Source organism: Acidovorax sp. Root267, assembly GCF_001429215.1.
GTDB lineage: Bacteria > Pseudomonadota > Gammaproteobacteria > Burkholderiales > Burkholderiaceae_C > Acidovorax > Acidovorax radicis.
In genome coordinates, this window is the sequence record NZ_LMJC01000004.1 from 53,689 (window position 1) to 69,286 (window position 15,598).

13 protein-coding genes and 1 tRNA gene are annotated in these 15,598 nt (G+C 60.4%); 11 read left to right on the forward strand and 3 right to left on the reverse strand.

Annotated elements, in window-relative coordinates:
- The first annotated feature begins 36 nt into the window (after positions 1 to 36).
- A complete protein-coding gene (locus ASE39_RS26260) occupies positions 37 to 327 on the forward strand; it encodes a hypothetical protein (RefSeq protein ID WP_140426690.1) in 291 nt (96 codons plus the stop codon).
- Positions 328 to 592: 265 nt separating this feature from the next.
- Here ASE39_RS26260 and ASE39_RS06160 read toward each other — a convergent pair whose 3' ends face one another.
- A complete protein-coding gene (locus ASE39_RS06160; protein WP_140426691.1) occupies positions 593 to 2,476 on the reverse strand; it encodes a hypothetical protein in 1,884 nt (627 codons plus the stop codon).
- Positions 2,477 to 2,730: 254 nt separating this feature from the next.
- Positions 2,731 to 3,687 (reverse strand): glycosyltransferase family 2 protein, encoded by a 957-nt coding sequence (locus tag ASE39_RS06165; protein ID WP_199864246.1) that lies wholly within the window; start codon positions 3,685 to 3,687, stop codon positions 2,731 to 2,733.
- 529 nt (positions 3,688 to 4,216) lie between these two features.
- Between ASE39_RS06165 and thrS the strand changes: the two genes are divergently transcribed.
- The 10 genes from thrS to ASE39_RS06215 all read left to right on the forward strand — a co-directional run bounded on the left by thrS (position 4,217) and on the right by ASE39_RS06215 (position 13,632).
- Entirely contained in the window at positions 4,217 to 6,136 is a 1,920-nt protein-coding gene (gene thrS, locus ASE39_RS06170) for a threonine--tRNA ligase (RefSeq protein WP_057270561.1), read from the forward strand.
- An 86-nt stretch (positions 6,137 to 6,222) separates the two neighbouring features.
- Positions 6,223 to 6,825, forward strand: a complete 603-nt coding sequence (gene infC, locus ASE39_RS06175; RefSeq protein ID WP_167539801.1) for a translation initiation factor IF-3 — start codon at positions 6,223 to 6,225, stop codon at positions 6,823 to 6,825.
- A 181-nt stretch (positions 6,826 to 7,006) separates the two neighbouring features.
- Positions 7,007 to 7,210: a 50S ribosomal protein L35 gene (rpmI, locus tag ASE39_RS06180; RefSeq protein ID WP_010465963.1), complete on the forward strand. Its 204-nt coding sequence runs from the start codon at positions 7,007 to 7,009 to the stop codon at positions 7,208 to 7,210.
- Positions 7,211 to 7,235: 25 nt separating this feature from the next.
- Positions 7,236 to 7,595: a 50S ribosomal protein L20 gene (gene rplT, locus ASE39_RS06185; protein ID WP_010465961.1), complete on the forward strand. Its 360-nt coding sequence runs from the start codon at positions 7,236 to 7,238 to the stop codon at positions 7,593 to 7,595.
- Positions 7,596 to 7,696: 101 nt separating this feature from the next.
- A complete protein-coding gene (pheS, locus tag ASE39_RS06190) occupies positions 7,697 to 8,749 on the forward strand; it encodes a phenylalanine--tRNA ligase subunit alpha (RefSeq protein ID WP_057270562.1) in 1,053 nt (350 codons plus the stop codon).
- Positions 8,750 to 8,819: 70 nt separating this feature from the next.
- The gene (pheT, locus tag ASE39_RS06195; RefSeq protein ID WP_057224955.1) at positions 8,820 to 11,267 is read left to right on the forward strand and encodes a phenylalanine--tRNA ligase subunit beta; all 2,448 of its coding nucleotides are present in this window, start codon (positions 8,820 to 8,822) and stop codon (positions 11,265 to 11,267) included.
- Between the two features lie 34 nt (positions 11,268 to 11,301).
- Positions 11,302 to 11,628: an integration host factor subunit alpha gene (locus ASE39_RS06200; protein ID WP_035198379.1), complete on the forward strand. Its 327-nt coding sequence runs from the start codon at positions 11,302 to 11,304 to the stop codon at positions 11,626 to 11,628.
- 97 nt (positions 11,629 to 11,725) lie between these two features.
- Positions 11,726 to 12,160, forward strand: a complete 435-nt coding sequence (locus ASE39_RS06205; protein ID WP_010465952.1) for a MerR family transcriptional regulator — start codon at positions 11,726 to 11,728, stop codon at positions 12,158 to 12,160.
- Positions 12,161 to 12,190: 30 nt separating this feature from the next.
- A tRNA-Pro gene (locus ASE39_RS06210) sits at positions 12,191 to 12,267 on the forward strand.
- Between the two features lie 162 nt (positions 12,268 to 12,429).
- Complete coding sequence (locus tag ASE39_RS06215; protein ID WP_057270563.1) at positions 12,430 to 13,632, forward strand: integrase arm-type DNA-binding domain-containing protein; 1,203 nt, start codon at positions 12,430 to 12,432, stop codon at positions 13,630 to 13,632.
- Positions 13,633 to 13,832: 200 nt separating this feature from the next.
- On the opposite strand, the gene ASE39_RS06220 is transcribed toward ASE39_RS06215, so the two are convergent.
- Positions 13,833 to 15,515 (reverse strand): IPTL-CTERM sorting domain-containing protein, encoded by a 1,683-nt coding sequence (locus ASE39_RS06220; protein ID WP_057270564.1) that lies wholly within the window; start codon positions 15,513 to 15,515, stop codon positions 13,833 to 13,835.
- Positions 15,516 to 15,598 lie beyond the last annotated feature (83 nt).

Below are 15,598 nucleotides of genomic sequence, written 5' to 3' on the forward strand. Positions count from 1 at the left end.
GGCAGCTATCTGCAGGCCGGAAAGGGTCTGAAGACGGTGCCCGGCGCCCATTTGGCGCCCATTTCTCTCGACAGCGATTCCGCCAGCGAACCTGCTGATGCCTCTCTCGTTCAATCCATCAGTGTGGAAGCTGGGGATGTGATCTTGATGGATATCAGGCTGCCGCATTGTGGCTCTTCAGAAGAAGAACTCTCCCGGAGCGCGTACCTTGGCGCCGAGAAAATTTTGCTCTCTACCGTATTGGGCGCACACCGCCGGCCGCTGACAACGGCGATGGAGATCGGCAATTTTGAAAGATTGCAAGATTGGGACACCGCGCATCCATGACAGATGCCCAGGATCATCCGGCCTCCAGCGCAGCCGTGGAACGCACTGATGTTGCGTCATCGGCCGCCTGTGATGACTTTCGGCTTGAAAGGTTGCATCCCGAACGACCATATGGCCGTTGCGACACAGAGCCGGTGCAGAAAAACAAGAGGCCACCCTGCGGAGGGACTTTTTTCCGCTTTCCTGGGTGTTGGTCCGGACCCAGGCACTTCACCGCCCACGAGCTTTACCGTGACGCTTCTTGCAGCCTTTTCAAGGGGGCTTGTCAGTGCATCTGGAGAGGACGGGCTATTGCGGAGACGTCGCAATCGAGCGGACCCAGCGTCGAGGAAACCGTGGCGCCCTGGGTTTGGCCTGCTGGTATGGTCAGTGTCCATTCCAGGTCGTAGTAGTTGGACCCCAGGTAGCGGGTGTGTATGGCTACCAGGGGTTTTTTGTACTCTGCGCCTTGCACCGTCCAGTGCGTCTGTTGCCCGATGGGGTAGTCCCGGCCGCACCGCAAGGCAACACGCAAGATGGTGTCTGATGCTGGCGGGAGAGTGATGGTCAGGCCATCCTCAAGTCGCGCGGGCAGGAAGGTCATGTAGTCCATTTTTTTGTGCGACAAGACATTGTTTTCGGCTTTGCCGTTGAGCAGAGCACCGGTGTTCTTGACTGCGTAAATCCCGCTGGAGCCCACTGTGGTCAAGGGTTGCAAGCCTTGGGTGAAGTCAAACAGGAGTGCATCCTGCTCGCCGGATATGAAATACAGGTTCTGCGAAGCCTGTCCCGTGGTCGCTCGGGAGGTGCACGGCGCGTTGAGCGTTCGATTGACCGCATTGCCCATCACCATGGGGTCCAGGCCAATGACCTGATCCTGGCAGATCCCTCGGCTCGCCAGGCTGTCGCGCATTGCATGCAGGTGCTTGAACGTGTATCCCGGAATTTTGTAATCCAGGGGTTCCAGCTTGGGGAAAAACAGCGAAGCGAGCAAGAGATCGTATTTGCCCTTCTTCTCGAACTGCGTGTAGAGGGTCAGATGGGCGACGACAATGAGGGCCAGGGATGTTGCGGCCACGGCATTGAAACGCCTGGTGGACAGCCTGGTTCTTTCGCTGGCGCGCGCCAGTCCCGAGGCAGCGAGTACAGCAAGCCATGGGTGCACCACATCCAGGTGCCAGAAAGCGCCCTGGCTCAGGAAAGCCATGGAAACGATGAACCACAGCGCCGTGGTGGTCAATATCCAGCGGATGGTGCGCTCTTTGCCCGCAAAGACGATGCCCAACAACACACCCACTCCCATCAGGGCCAGTTGAAAGCCTGCCAGTGCGCCCAGTCCGTTGATGGTCGGCTGGATGCTTTCAATGGCGCTGTAGGGCATCAGGAAAACGTCGCGCCATTTGGCCACGTCCACCAGATTGGTGAGCCAGCCATTGCCGGGGGATATGCCGGCGGACGCCGGGGCCGACGATAGGAGCTTGGAAATAACACCTGACATGCTGATCCACACCCATGTCAGCCCTGCAACGAGGAGCAGGGACGCCAGTGTCTTGCGGTTCAGGAGAATCTGGTAATTCAGCAGTGCGTAGGCTCCCAGACCCAGCAGCAGGGGCGCGGCAGAAGGGTGTATCTGCACGAGCAGGAATGCGGCCAGGGGAAGCAGCAGCCCATCGTGGCGGCGTTGGTGCGCTAGGCGGATGAACAAGCCCAGGACCACATTGCTCAGTGTCATTACCAGGGCGGGGTTCCAGGCGCTATGGGTATAAAAAGACGCAAAGATGGGAAACGCCAGCACTGCATAGGAAAGTGCGCACCTGGAGCCCAAATGCGCCTGGATTACACGCAATAGGTACCAGACCGACAGCGCAAACAGGGCACCAAATGTGATGAAGATCGCGGCTTCTGTGTCCCTGACAAGAAGGGGCAGGGCAAGCAGATAGTAAAAGCCCGGTGGCAGGTTAAAACGTTCCCCGAACAGCGGTGGGCCGTTGAGCGGCCACTCCTGGTGATGAATCAGTCTGCGTGCAATTTCCACATCGCGGATCTGGTCCGGACCATGGAATGTGATGTCAAAAAAATAGACCTGGATGGCCCCGAGTACGGCGACGAAGATCAGTGCTATCCAGTCACTCGATGTTCGCTGGGTGGTTGGAAAAGCGGCTGTCTGCATGTCTACCTTCTGGATCATCTGGTGGTTGGGTACGGTGCCCTGTTTGTGGAAGGGCAAGAGCGTACAAGAGCCACACTTTGCTGGGTTGGGTCGGGGCCGTTCACGGAGATTGCCTGTGGCATGTCCGAGGTCTTGTGCGTGAAGGTCCAGGCGTTGTTCAGAAGGAATGCTAGACGGCCGCGCACTGGTCCCACGGTGGCGCAGAACGCGGGGTCATTGCGCGAGGATGTGCCGAGACGAGCGGCGTGGCGGACTCAATGGCTGGCTGGGCTTTCAGAAGATGGGCTCAGCGGCAGCTTTTGGGAGACGATGTAGCGGGGCCGTTGTTTGACCTCGTCATAGATGCGTGCCAGATATTCGCCGATGATTCCGAGGCCGATCATTAGCGAACTGCCAATGATCAACAGCAGCAAGATGACGGTGGTAAAGCCGTTGATGGCTGCCCCCGACAACTTCATGTACACCGTGTGCATCCCCAGAACCACGGAAAAGGCAAAAAAGAGCACGCCAAAAATCGTGATCAGATGCAGTGGAAAAGTGCTGAAGCTCGTGACGGCAATGGCGGCGAGGCGAATCAATCCGAAGACGGACCATCCCGAATCGCCAGCGATGCGTGGCTCGACCTCGAAGGGAATCTGTGTAGACCTGAATCCCATCCAGCTGATCATGCCGCGAAAGAACACGTTGCGCTCTTTCATCGTGCGATACGCTTCGATGACCCGTTGATCGAGCAACTTGTAGTCTGATGCGCCGTTCAGGTCATGGCCCGAGAAGGCCCGCAAAATCAGATAGAAGAGTTTTGCCCGTGCAGCAGAGAGGGCAGATTCGTCGCCCCGGCTGGATTTGACGGCTTCCACGATGTCAAACTCGCCCGTGCGCCATGTCTCGATCATGGTCGGCAGCAGGGAAGGGGGATGCTGCATGTCTCCATCCATGATGATCACCGCTTTGCCGCCTGCGGCCTCCAAGCCTGCCGAGACTGCTGCTTCCTTGCCAAAATTGCGGCTCAGGCGCAGACCCCGCAACTGGGGCAGGGTTTGAGAGATCGTTGTGATCTCGTTCCAAGTGTTGTCCTTGGAGCCATCATCCACCACCACGATTTCCCAAGTGGATGCTGACAAAGTCAGAAATTTCTCCACCTCCCGCAGCGTGTGGCGAATGCCTGCTTCTTCACAATAAACCGGGATGACAACGGAAATCTCTGGGTGCATAAACATTCTCATAAAGCCGATCCCGGCCGAAGATCGGCTACGAGCCGGTGGTGTCTCTGCGCAGGACTTTCTCACGTTTCATGGTGCCCAAGGTCGTTGTCATGTCTCTTGCGGCTAAAAATCATCGCACAGTTTCCACCTGGATCGGCAGTGGCTTCCGCGTCGAAATTTCATTGGCCTGCGTGGCCAGAGAGCCTAGCGCCCGCTTGGCGGACGTACCTGCCCTCCCCCCATGGCTGTGGCGGAAATGCCATCGGTGGATAGGGGCAGGTGTCCTGTTTGGGCATTCAATTCCGATGCGAGGGTAAAATGGCGGAAATTCCACTGCACAAGAGCGAGAAAGGCAATCTGGTTATGACACCGCGAACTACATCGGAGATGTTGACCGGCCGTTGAGGCTGGCTGTTCGCGCCTGCACGAGATTGCACACCTCCTCCAGAAAGCGCGGACCTGTTCCGCGCTTTTTTGTTTTCTGGGCCTGGCGCGTGCCCGTACCCACTGCACTGATTGAAAAGAAAGAGTTACTCCCATGATTCACATCACGCTTCCTGACGGTTCGCAGCGCGAGTTTCCAGGTCCTGTCACTGTGGCCGAAGTGGCTGCATCCATCGGCTCGGGACTCGCCAAGGCGGCCCTGGCTGGCAAGATCGATGGCAAGGTGGTAGATACCAGCTATCAGATTACGGCAGATAGCCCACTGTCCATCATCACGGCCAAGGATGCGGATGGTCTGGAGGTGGTTCGCCACTCCACGGCCCACTTGCTGGCTTACGCCGTCAAGGAACTCTTCCCAGAGGCGCAGGTGACCATCGGTCCGGTGATCGAAAACGGTTTCTTCTACGACTTTGCGTACAAGCGTCCTTTCACTCCCGAAGACTTGGTGGCCATCGAAAAACGCATGGCCGAACTGGCTGCGAAGGACGAGCCCGTGGTGCGCCGGGTGCTGCCGCGTGACGAGGCCGTAGCCTATTTCAAGGGACTTGGCGAGCACTACAAGGCGGAGATCATTGCCAGCATCCCCAGCAATGAAGATGTGAGCCTTTATCGCGAAGGCAATTTCGAGGACCTGTGCCGTGGTCCCCACGTTCCCAGCACAGGCAAGCTCAAGTTCTTCAAGCTGATGAAGGTGGCAGGGGCCTATTGGCGTGGCGACCACCGCAACGAGATGCTGCAGCGCATCTACGGTACCGCGTGGACGTCCAAGGAAGAGCTGCAGCAGTACCTCACGATGCTGGAAGAGGCCGAGAAACGTGACCACCGGAAGCTGGGTCGGGAGCTGGATCTGTTCCACATGGACGAGCATTCCCCGGGTACGGTGTTCTGGCACCCCAAGGGCTGGGCGCTGTGGCAAGAGGTGGAACAGTACATGCGCCGCGTGTACCGCAACAATGGTTACCAGGAGGTCAAGGGCCCGCAGATCCTGGACAAGAGCCTGTGGGAGAAAACAGGCCACTGGGACAAGTACCGCGACAACATGTTCACGACCGAGTCGGAAAAGCGCGAGTACGCGCTCAAGCCGATGAACTGCCCTGGGCACATCCTGATCTACAAGCAGGGCATCAAGAGTTACCGCGACCTGCCGCTGCGCTATGGCGAGTTCGGTGCCTGCCATCGCAACGAGCCCACGGGTGGCCTGCACGGCATCATGCGTGTGCGTGGCTTCACGCAGGATGATGGACACATCTTCTGCACCGAAGAGCAGGTGCTGGAAGAGTGCGCCAACTACACCGCACTGGTGCAGAAGGTCTACAAGGACTTCGGCTTTACCGACATCATCTACAAAGTGGCCACGCGGCCCGAGGCGCGCATCGGCACCGATGAATCGTGGGACCGCGCCGAGAAGGCGCTGATGGATGGCCTGCGCCATTCGGGCTGCGAGTTCGAGATCGCCGAAGGCGAGGGCGCGTTCTACGGTCCCAAGATCGAGTACACGCTCAAGGATGCGCTGGGTCGCCAGTGGCAGTGCGGCACGATGCAGATCGACCCCAATCTGCCTGAGCGCCTAGACGCAGAATATGTGGCTGAAGATGGCAGCCGCAAGCGCCCTTTGATGCTGCACCGTGCGACCGTGGGCAGCATGGAGCGCTTCATCGGCATGCTGATTGAGCACTATGCCGGCGCCTTCCCTCTATGGTTGGCGCCAGTGCAGGTTGCAGTGCTCAACATCACGGACGCACAGGCCGATTACTGTCGCGAAATTGCTGCAAAGCTGCAAAAAGCACTGCCGAATCAAGACCTTAGAGTGGCGGTCGATCTGCGCAATGAGAAGATTACGTATAAAATACGTGAGCATTCGTTGCAAAAGCTGCCGTACATCCTTGTCGCGGGCGACAAGGAGAAGGCCGCAGGAGCCGTCGCAGTGCGTGGCCGGGGCAATCGTGACCTCGGCGTGATGTCTGTTGAAGCGTTCGCTGAGCTGATCGCCCAAGACATCGCCACCAAAGCCTGATTTTTCGTGAAAACATGCTTCGGCGCCTGCCATGTGTGCGGTTGTAGCTACAAAGTTTGTAGTAATTTGATTGAAGGAAGATAGCCATCGCTACTGAATTTCGTGATCGTCGCCACCGTGAAGAGCGCAAGCATCGCCTGAACCGTGAAATCATGGCTCCGGAAGTTCGTCTTTCCGGGCCTGAAAATGAACCCTTGGGCGTCGTCAGCCTGATGGAAGCCTTGCGCATGGCGGGTGAGCTGGATGTGGATCTGGTGGAAATCGCTGCCACGGCGAATCCTCCGGTGTGCCGCCTCATGGACTATGGCAAGTTCAAATACCAAGAGCAAAAGCGTGCGGCGGAAGCCAAAGCCAAGCAAACGGTCATTGAGATCAAGGAAGTCAAGTTCCGCCCAGGTACGGACGATGGTGACTACAACATCAAGATGCGCAATATCCGTCGGTTTTTGGCGGATGGCGACAAGTGCAAGATCACGCTGCGTTTCCGTGGCCGCGAAATCACGCACCAAGAGTTGGGTCTTGCCTTGTTGAATCGCATTCGGGACGAATTGGCAGACAGCATCATCATCGAGCAGTTTCCCAAGTTGGAAGGCCGTCAGATGATCATGATGATCGCCCCCGGTAAAAAGAAGCCTGCTGCAGCCAAGCAAGCTGCAGAAGGCGCTCCGGCAACTGGCACTGCAGCCTGAGGTTGCACTGGTTGGTGTGAAATTTTGAACGCTGCTCCTGCGAGGGGCGGTGTTCAAAAAGGCAGTGTTTCGGCGCTGCCGAGCGAAAGGCGCGAGCCTTTCGATAAAAGTGGCTCGGGGCCAACAAGTTTGCAGATCGGTTTGCAAACGCCTCACGAGCACAAAGAAAAGGAGCATTCACATGCCCAAAATGAAGACCAAGAGCAGCGCGAAAAAACGTTTCCGCGTTCGTCCCGGTGGCACCGTCAAGCGCGGTCAAGCCTTCAAACGTCACATCTTGACCAAGAAGACCACCAAGAACAAGCGCCACCTGCGTGGTGCAGTTGCTGTGCATGAGACCAATATGGGCTCTATCGCACAAATGCTGCCCGGCATGGGCGTGTAATTAACGACGAACAAGGAGTACATACATGCCTCGCGTCAAACGTGGTGTAACGGCCCGTGCCCGTCACAAGAAAGTTCTCGCCCTTGCCAAGGGTTTCCGTGGTCGCCGCGGTAATGTCTACCGTATCGCCAAACAGGCGGTAATGAAGGCTGGGCAATATGCCTACCGTGACCGCCGCACCAAGAAGCGCGTGTTCCGCCAGTTGTGGATCGCCCGTATCAACGCCGCTGCCCGTGAACTGGGCCTGACCTACAGCCAGTTCGCCAACGGCCTGAAGAAGGCATCCATTGAGATCGACCGCAAGATGTTGGCCGATCTCGCAGTGCACGACAAGGCTGCCTTTGGCAGCATCGTAAGCCAAGTCAAGGCCAAACTGGCTGCTTGAGTTCACGATGAGCGGCTATCTTTTTGATAGCTGCTTGCGCAATAACAGCAAGGGCTAGGGCTTGAAAAGGCGCTAGCCCTTGTTCATTTTCAAGAGTCGATATGAACGAGTTGGATTCCCTGGTCGAAAGCGCGACGCAACTGTTTTCCCAAAGCGCCACCCCTGCTGATCTGGAAAACGCCAAAGCGCAGTTTCTGGGCAAGGCGGGCCGCGTAACCGAGCTCATGAAGGGCATGGCGCAGCTGTCCGTCGAGGAAAAGAAATCCCGCGGTGCCGCCATCAATGTTGCCAAGCAGGCCATCGAAGCCGCTCTCACGGCGCGGCGTCAGGCGTTGGCCGATGCCGAGTTGCAGGTGCAACTCAAGGCCGAAGCGCTGGACGTCAGCCTGCCGGGCCGCCAGCGCGGGCAGGGCGGGCTGCACCCGGTGTCGCTCACGCTCGAGCGCATCGAGGGCATCTTCGGCTCGATGGGGTTCGACGTGGCCCAGGGCCCCGAGATCGAGACCGACTGGTTCAACTTCACCGCACTGAACACCCCGGAAGACCATCCTGCGCGTTCGATGCACGACACGTTCTACGTGGAGGGCGGCACTGACACCGCCCCCAACCTGCTGCGCACGCACACCAGCCCGATGCAGATCCGCCACGCGGTGCAGCATGTGAAAAAACACCGCACGCTGCTCGACGCCGGCCAGGCCATGCCCGAGATCCGGGTGATTGCGCCGGGTCGCACCTACCGGGTGGACAGCGATGCCACCCACTCGCCCATGTTCCACCAGTGCGAAGGCCTGTGGATCGGCGAGAACGTGAGCTTCAAGGACTTGAAGGTCATCTTCACGGCGTTCTGCCGCACCTTCTTTGAGAGCGACGATTTGGTGCTGCGCTTCCGCCCCAGCTTCTTCCCCTTCACCGAGCCCAGTGCCGAGATCGACATCCAGTTCCAGACCGGCCCGCTGGCCGGGCGCTGGCTGGAAGTGGCCGGCTCCGGCCAGGTGCACCCAAACGTGGTGCGCAACATGGGCCTCGATCCGGAAAAGTACATCGGCTTTGCCTTCGGCATGGGCCCCGACCGCCTGACCATGCTGCGCTACGGCGTGAACGACCTGCGCTTGTTCTTTGACGGCGACATCCGCTTCCTGTCGCAGTTCCAGTAAAGCCCGCCGATTTAGCGACGCGCGCACGCCCGGCGGCAGCGCGCCGATCCTTTAGAACAAGAGTCCGACTATGCAATTTCCTGAATCCTGGTTGCGCGAGTTCTGCAACCCACCCCTCACGACGGCCGAGCTGGCCGAGACGCTGACCATGGCCGGCCTCGAGGTGGAAGAGCTGCGCCCCGTGGCGCCGCCCTTCACCAAGATCGTGGTGGGCGAGATCAAAGAAGCCGTGCAACACCCTGATGCCGACCGCCTGCGCGTGTGCCAAGTGGATGTGGGACAGGGCGCCTTGCTCAACATCGTGTGCGGCGCGCCCAACGCCCGCGTGGGCATCAAGGTGCCTTGCGCGCTGGTGGGCGCTGAGCTGCCGCCTGGCGACGATGGCAAGCCATTCCTCATCAAGGTCGGCAAGCTGCGCGGCGTAGAAAGCCAGGGCATGCTGTGCTCGGCCCGCGAACTCAAGCTGTCTGAGGACCATGGCGGTCTGCTCGAGCTCGATGCCGCTGCGCCCGTGGGCCAGGACATCCGCACCCACCTGAACCTGGACGACACGCTGTTCACGCTCAAGCTCACGCCCAACCTGGCGCATTGCCTCAGCGTGTACGGCATTGCGCGCGAAGTGTCGGCCCTCACCGGCGTGCCGCTGCAGCAGCCTTCGTTTCCCGCCGTGGCTGCAAAACTGTCCGACGAGCTCGCCGTCAAGGTGAGCGCGCCCGACCTGTGCGGCCGCTTCTCCGGCCGCATCGTGCGCAACGTGAACACGCGCGCCGCCACGCCCCAGTGGATGTTGGACCGCCTGGCCCGCTGCGGCCAGCGCGGCGTGTCGCCGCTGGTGGACATCTCCAACTATGTGATGTTCGAACTGGGCCGGCCGTCGCACATTTTTGATCTCGACAAGATCCACGGCGGCCTGGACGTGCGCTGGGGCAAGCCGGGTGAGCAGCTCAAGCTGCTCAACGGCAACACCATCACCGTGGACGACAAGGTCGGCGTGATTGCTGACGAGCAGCAGGTCGAGTCGCTCGCCGGCATCATGGGCGGCGACGCCACCGCCGTGTCCGACGACACCAAGCACATCTACATCGAGGCGGCCTTCTGGTGGCCCAAAGCCGTGGCCGGGCGCTCGCGCCGCTTCAACTTCTCCACCGATGCCGGCCATCGGTTCGAGCGTGGGGTGGACCCGAGCCTCACGGTCGAGCACATCGAGCGCATCACCCAACTAGTCATCGACATCTGCGGCACGCCGGACACGGCCTGCGGCCCCATGGACGACCAGTCGGTGAACCTGCCGGTGCCCCAGCCCGTCACGCTGCGCGTGGCGCGTGCTTCCAAGGTCATCGGCATGCCCCTGACCCAGGCGCAGTGCGCCGACGTGCTGGCCCGCCTGGGCCTGCCGGTGGTGCAGGGCGAAGGCACGCTCACCGTCACGCCCCCCGCGTACCGCTTCGACATCACCATCGAAGAAGACCTGATCGAAGAAGTGGCGCGCATGGTGGGCTACAACAACCTGCCCACCACGCCGCCCCTGGCGCCCATCACGCCCAAGCTGCCGGCCGAGGCCACGCGCAGCCCGTTTGCCGTGCGCCGCTCGCTGGCCGGTCTGGGTTACCAGGAGACCATCAACTTCAGCTTTGTCGAAGAGCGTTGGGAGCACGAGCTGGCCGCGAACCCCCAGCCCATCAAGCTGCTCAACCCCATCGCCAGCCAGATGAGCGTGATGCGCTCGACGCTGCTGGGTTCGCTGCTGCAAGTGCTGAAGTTCAACCTGGACCGCAAGGCCCAGCGCGTGCGCGTGTTCGAACTGGGCCGCGTGTTTCTGCGCGACGCCACGGTGCGCAACACCGACACCACCGTCGAAGGCTTCAACCAGCCCATGCGCGTGTCCGGCCTGGCCTACGGCCCGAACGATGCGCTGCAGTGGGGCCGCAAGGAGCAGGCCATCGACTTCTTCGATGTGAAGGGCGACGTGGAGGCCTTGCTGGCCCCGCTGCAGGCCAGCTTCGAGCCTGCCACGCACCCAGCCATGCACCCAGGCCGCTGCGCGCGCGTGGTGGTAGACGGCCGCGCCATCGGCTTCGTGGGCGAGCTGCACCCGCAGTGGCGCCAGTCCTGGGACCTACCGCTGGCACCGGTGATGTTCGAGCTCGAGCTCGACGCCGTGATGCAGCGCGTGGTGCCGCAGTTCAAGGCCGTGGCCAAGCACCAGGCGGTCGAGCGTGATCTGGCCGTGGTGGTGGCTGAGCGTGTGACGCACGCTGACGTGATCTCGGCGGTGCAGCAGGCCGTGCCGGGCGGCATGTTGCGCTCGACGGTGCTGTTCGACGTGTACCGCCCCAAGCCGCTGCGTGCAGGCGAAGAAGCACCCGCTGGCGGCCTTGCTCAGGGTGAAAAGAGTCTGGCCGTGCGCCTGACCCTGGCCCGGGACGAGGCCACGCTGACCGAGGCCGAGATCGAGGCCGCGATGCAGGCCGTGGTGGCCCAGCTGGTGCAGCGCACGGGTGCGCGTCTGCGTGTTTGATGACAACGATATTGCCCAAGAGGGGAGTGATGCCATGATCGAATTTGCCGTCGAAAGCCTGGAAACACCGGCACTGACCAAGGCGCAGCTGGCCGATCTGCTGTTCGATCAGATTGGCCTGAACAAGCGCGAGTCCAAGGACATGATCGACGCGTTCTTCGATCTGATCTCCCAGAGCCTTGTGGAAGGCAAGGATGTCAAGTTGTCGGGTTTCGGCAATTTTCAGATTCGCACCAAGGCGCCGCGCCCGGGGCGCAATCCGCGCACGGGCGAGGCCATTCCGATCAAGGCACGCCGCGTGGTGACATTTCATGCCAGCAGCAAGCTCAAGGAACAAATCCAGACGGCCGCTGCTTCGTGAATTTGTGCCGTTTTTGTGACCAGAATGTTGCCGATGGCTGGCGGTCTGTGCGCGTCTGCAGTACGCTAGTCGGCTGTTCGGTTTGAATCCACAACCCATGGGCACCCCCCTCCCTTCCATCCCCGCCAAGCGCTACTTCACGATTGGTGAGGTCGCGGAGTTATGTGGCGTCAAGCCCCATGTATTGCGTTACTGGGAGCAGGAGTTCACGCAACTGCGTCCCATGAAGCGGCGTGGCAACCGGCGCTATTACCAACACCATGAGGTGCTGATGATCCGCCGCATCCGTGACCTGCTGTACGACCAGGGTTTCACGATCAGTGGCGCGCGCAATCGCCTGCAGGAGCTTGCGCATCCTGCCCGCGATGATGTGGGGCCCGATGCGCCATTGGATGGACTGGATTCCGAGATGCCGAGCATGTTGGTGGACAGCGCCCGTGACCTCTCTATCGAGGCGACGGGGTTCACGCTGGACTCCAATGCAGTGCGCAAAGAATTATTTGAGATTCGTGCGCTGCTTTCTCTGAACTGATGGTTTTTCTGCATATAATCTAAGTCTTGTCGGCGTGTAGCGCAGCCTGGTAGCGCACTTGCATGGGGTGCAAGGGGTCGCGAGTTCGAATCCCGCCACGCCGACCATTTATTCATCCGCCAGTGTCCGTAGTCATCCGGACCTGGCGGATTTCTCTTTTGTGGCGCGGGTTTTGGCGTTCTCCATCGTTCGGTGGTGTTCGCTGACAGCCGCCTATACTTTGGGGCAACTTTTGGGGCAGCAATTGCCCCCATTTCGGAGTTGCCCCAATGCCCCTCACTGACACCGCTATTAAGGCGGCGAAGCCATCGGAAAAACCGCGCAAGTTGTACGACGCTGACGGCCTGTATCTTGAGGTCGCTCCATCGGGTGGAAAGTGGTGGAGGTTCAAGTACCGAATCGACGGCAAGGAAAAGCGCCTGAGCCTTGGCGTCTACCCGGATGTCCCGTTGTTGCAGGCCAGAAAAGCCCGTGACGAGGCGCGCCGCCAGGTGCTTGATGGTTCCGACCCCTCAGCGAAGCGTCAGGCTCAAAAGCGCGCGAGCGCTGTTGCTGCTGATAACTCGTTTGAAACGGTCGCGCGGGCATGGCATGTGAGCTGGGCGCGTACGCGTTCCAAGAAGCACGCGGACCAGGTGCTGAGGCGCATGGAGCTTGATGCCTTCCCCCAGATCGGTGCGTTGCCAGTGTCCAACATCAAGGCGCCGCAGATCGTGGCCATGGCCAAGAAGGTGGAACAACGTGGTGCGCACGACCTAGCCCGGAGGGCAATCCAGATTTCCGGGCAGGTGTTTCGGTACGCCATCGGCCACGGCCTTGCAGAGCACAACCCCTGCGGCGACATTCAGCCGGCGGACGTGTTGGCCCCGGTGCGGGAGCAAAACTACGCGCGTGTGGATGTGGCAAAGCTCCCGCAGCTGCTGCGTGATGTGGATGACTACCGTGGTCACGTGCGCACGCGCTTGGCCATGCACCTGATGGCGCTCACTTTCGTGCGCACCAGCGAGTTGATAAAGGCTGAATGGTCAGAATTCAATCTGGCGGCGTCGCAGTGGCGCATACCGGCCGGTCGGATGAAGATGAAAACAGAGCACATCGTTCCACTGTCCACTCAGGCAGTAGCCGTGCTGCAGGCCCTGCAGCGGGCGGGTACAGGTCACCAGCTGCTATTTCCAGGCGGCCACGATCACGAAAAGTCGATGAGCAACAATGCGATTTTGTTTGCGCTGTACCGCATGGGCTACAAGGGCGAAATGACTGGCCACGGGTTCCGTGGCATTGCTTCGACCGTTTTGCATGAGCTCGGCCAGGATCATGCGGTCATAGAGTTGCAGCTTGCGCATCAGGAGCGGGACCGCGTGAGCGCTGCCTACAACCATGCTACATACCTGCCCCAGCGCACTACGCTGATGCAGTTTTGGGCTAACCACCTCGATACTCTTCGAGGCCGTTCGATCACAATTCCGGCTTGAGATAGCGCGCATCTCCTCACTGCCTGCGCACGCTCCAGTCCCATGACCGCTTGTAAAAAAGCGGCAACTCACCTCGGCCCCCAGCTCTTTGCCGAACGGCTCCTCATCTGATGCGCCAAGCGTCGCCACAAGTGCCCGCGCCCCGCAGCGCACAATCGAATTGTGTGCTGCGGGGCGCTGGAGAGGTGCGAACGGGCGCTCTAGCGGCGAGCGCGTGAAAACGCGAGCGTGAAAACGCCCATTAGCAGCGACAGAATGATCAGCCCCCATTGAGACAGCGTGGGGACGGAGGTTACAGCCGCCGTAGCAACCCGAACGCCCGGCGAACAGACTTCCACTCCCGGGGACAGGCCCGTTACCGCCACCGGCGTCACGCAGAAGAACATGAAGCTACCGTTGTCAGCGGGCCCAGTGGTATATCCAGCTGCATTGCCCACATCTACGCCACCAATGACGCTAGCTGTCGGACTGCGCACCCAGCGGAAGGTCGAGATACCTTCCAAGTCAGCATTTACATCACTATATGCATAGGTGCCCGTGAGCAGCTGACCGACCGTTGGCGTTCCGGCGATAGCCACGCTGGATGCAACTGGCACGACCTGCGGAGCCACCGTGATGGTCACCGTAGCGTCATCGCACATCGCGGCGTTAGGGGCAGGGAGGCATATGCGGTATACGAATGTGTCCGTGCCGGTGTACCCGGGATTTGGGGTGTACACGTAAGTGCCTGTCGCTGGATTGAGGACGACGCCACCGTTGACGGGCGGAGTGATCGTCGAGAACGTGGAGCCTGGCAGGATGAAGTCGTTCGTCGCCACTGAGGCATTGAGCGGCGTGTTCATTGCAGTGGCCCCGGTATCGTTCACAGCGTCGGGCGCCACTGTCACCTTGACGGAGGCAGAGACGCACACGGCCTGGTCCGGTGCCGGTTTGCATTGCTGGTAGGTGAAGGTATCTTCACCGACAAAACCGACATTGGGCGTGTAGGTGTAGGCGCCGGTAGTCGGATCGAGCGTGACGGCGCCGTTGGGAGGTTGCGCGGTGACTGTGAAGGTTGCGCCAGGGACCGTGGTGTCGTTGGTTGCCACATTGCCTGAGACCGGGGTATTGCGTGGCGTGTTCGCTACGTCGTCCGTCGAACCGATGGCTCCCGGCGGCAACGTGACAGGTGTGGTCCCATAGTTAACCCAGGTGCTTGGCACTGTCGCCGAGTCGGTCACGGCCAGGTTGTCCAGCTCGAAGCCGCCCCCGCCCGCGTGCCGGATGACGACCCGCCTGAAGCTGGTACTGGTCCCTTCCAGCAGTAGGTTGATGTAGCCGTAGGGCTCGCCAGTGTTGCGGCCTGCCGGAGGATTGGGGTTGCCAAAGTACGCAGCCTTCGCATACTGGCTGCCGTTGATGGCGGTGACACTGCCCCCGCCGCCGAGAAGCGTCGTCAGCGAGTTGGTTGTGAAGCTCGCCAGCAACGTGTTGGTGTCGTCATAAAACTCGATGGTGTTGCCCGTGTTACCTGCGGACCACCAAAAGCCTACGTACTTCCGGTCCCCCGTCAAAGTGATGGAGACCTGATTGCCGTTCGCCACGGAAAGATAGGTCCCTGTTCCGCCTGCGCCGCCAAAGTTGCCAGCTGCAGCTCGGGTGACGCCGCCGGTAGCGCCCGACCACGCCCCTACGGAAAAACTGCCTGCCGCGCCGATCGCGCCCGTGGCGCCGGAGAAGTCTTCGACAATGGCTCCGGCCCGGGTCGTGTTCTGCTCCCCAGGGGGGGAGAGGTACATGCCAAGCGATTGCGCGCTGACGGTGGTGCTCGCTCCCAGAGCGGCTGCACCCAGCAGTACTGCAGGCAGGATGGTCGCGCGAAAAGAGTGTTTGAGAAGTGGCATAAGCGATAGAAAAAAGGAAGGGATCAACGCCAACAGAAGGTGGCCAGTCGCCAACGCCGGACGCAATCGACCTGCGCCAGGGC

What these genes read in the sequence shown, in the direction of transcription:
- ASE39_RS06200 (WP_035198379.1), top strand. Translation starts at nt 11,302, where the DNA reads ATGATCGAATTTGCCGTCGAAAGCCTGGAAACACCGGCACTGACCAAG.
- ASE39_RS06205 (WP_010465952.1), top strand. Translation starts at nt 11,726, where the DNA reads ATGGGCACCCCCCTCCCTTCCATCCCCGCCAAGCGCTACTTCACGATT.
- rpmI (WP_010465963.1), top strand. Translation starts at nt 7,007, where the DNA reads ATGCCCAAAATGAAGACCAAGAGCAGCGCGAAAAAACGTTTCCGCGTT.
- ASE39_RS06160 (WP_140426691.1), bottom strand. Translation starts at nt 2,476, where the DNA reads ATGCAGACAGCCGCTTTTCCAACCACCCAGCGAACATCGAGTGACTGG.
- pheS (WP_057270562.1), top strand. Translation starts at nt 7,697, where the DNA reads ATGAACGAGTTGGATTCCCTGGTCGAAAGCGCGACGCAACTGTTTTCC.
- pheT (WP_057224955.1), top strand. Translation starts at nt 8,820, where the DNA reads ATGCAATTTCCTGAATCCTGGTTGCGCGAGTTCTGCAACCCACCCCTC.
- thrS (WP_057270561.1), top strand. Translation starts at nt 4,217, where the DNA reads ATGATTCACATCACGCTTCCTGACGGTTCGCAGCGCGAGTTTCCAGGT.
- rplT (WP_010465961.1), top strand. Translation starts at nt 7,236, where the DNA reads ATGCCTCGCGTCAAACGTGGTGTAACGGCCCGTGCCCGTCACAAGAAA.
- ASE39_RS06220 (WP_057270564.1), bottom strand. Translation starts at nt 15,515, where the DNA reads ATGCCACTTCTCAAACACTCTTTTCGCGCGACCATCCTGCCTGCAGTA.
- ASE39_RS06215 (WP_057270563.1), top strand. Translation starts at nt 12,430, where the DNA reads ATGCCCCTCACTGACACCGCTATTAAGGCGGCGAAGCCATCGGAAAAA.
- ASE39_RS06165 (WP_199864246.1), bottom strand. Translation starts at nt 3,687, where the DNA reads ATGCACCCAGAGATTTCCGTTGTCATCCCGGTTTATTGTGAAGAAGCA.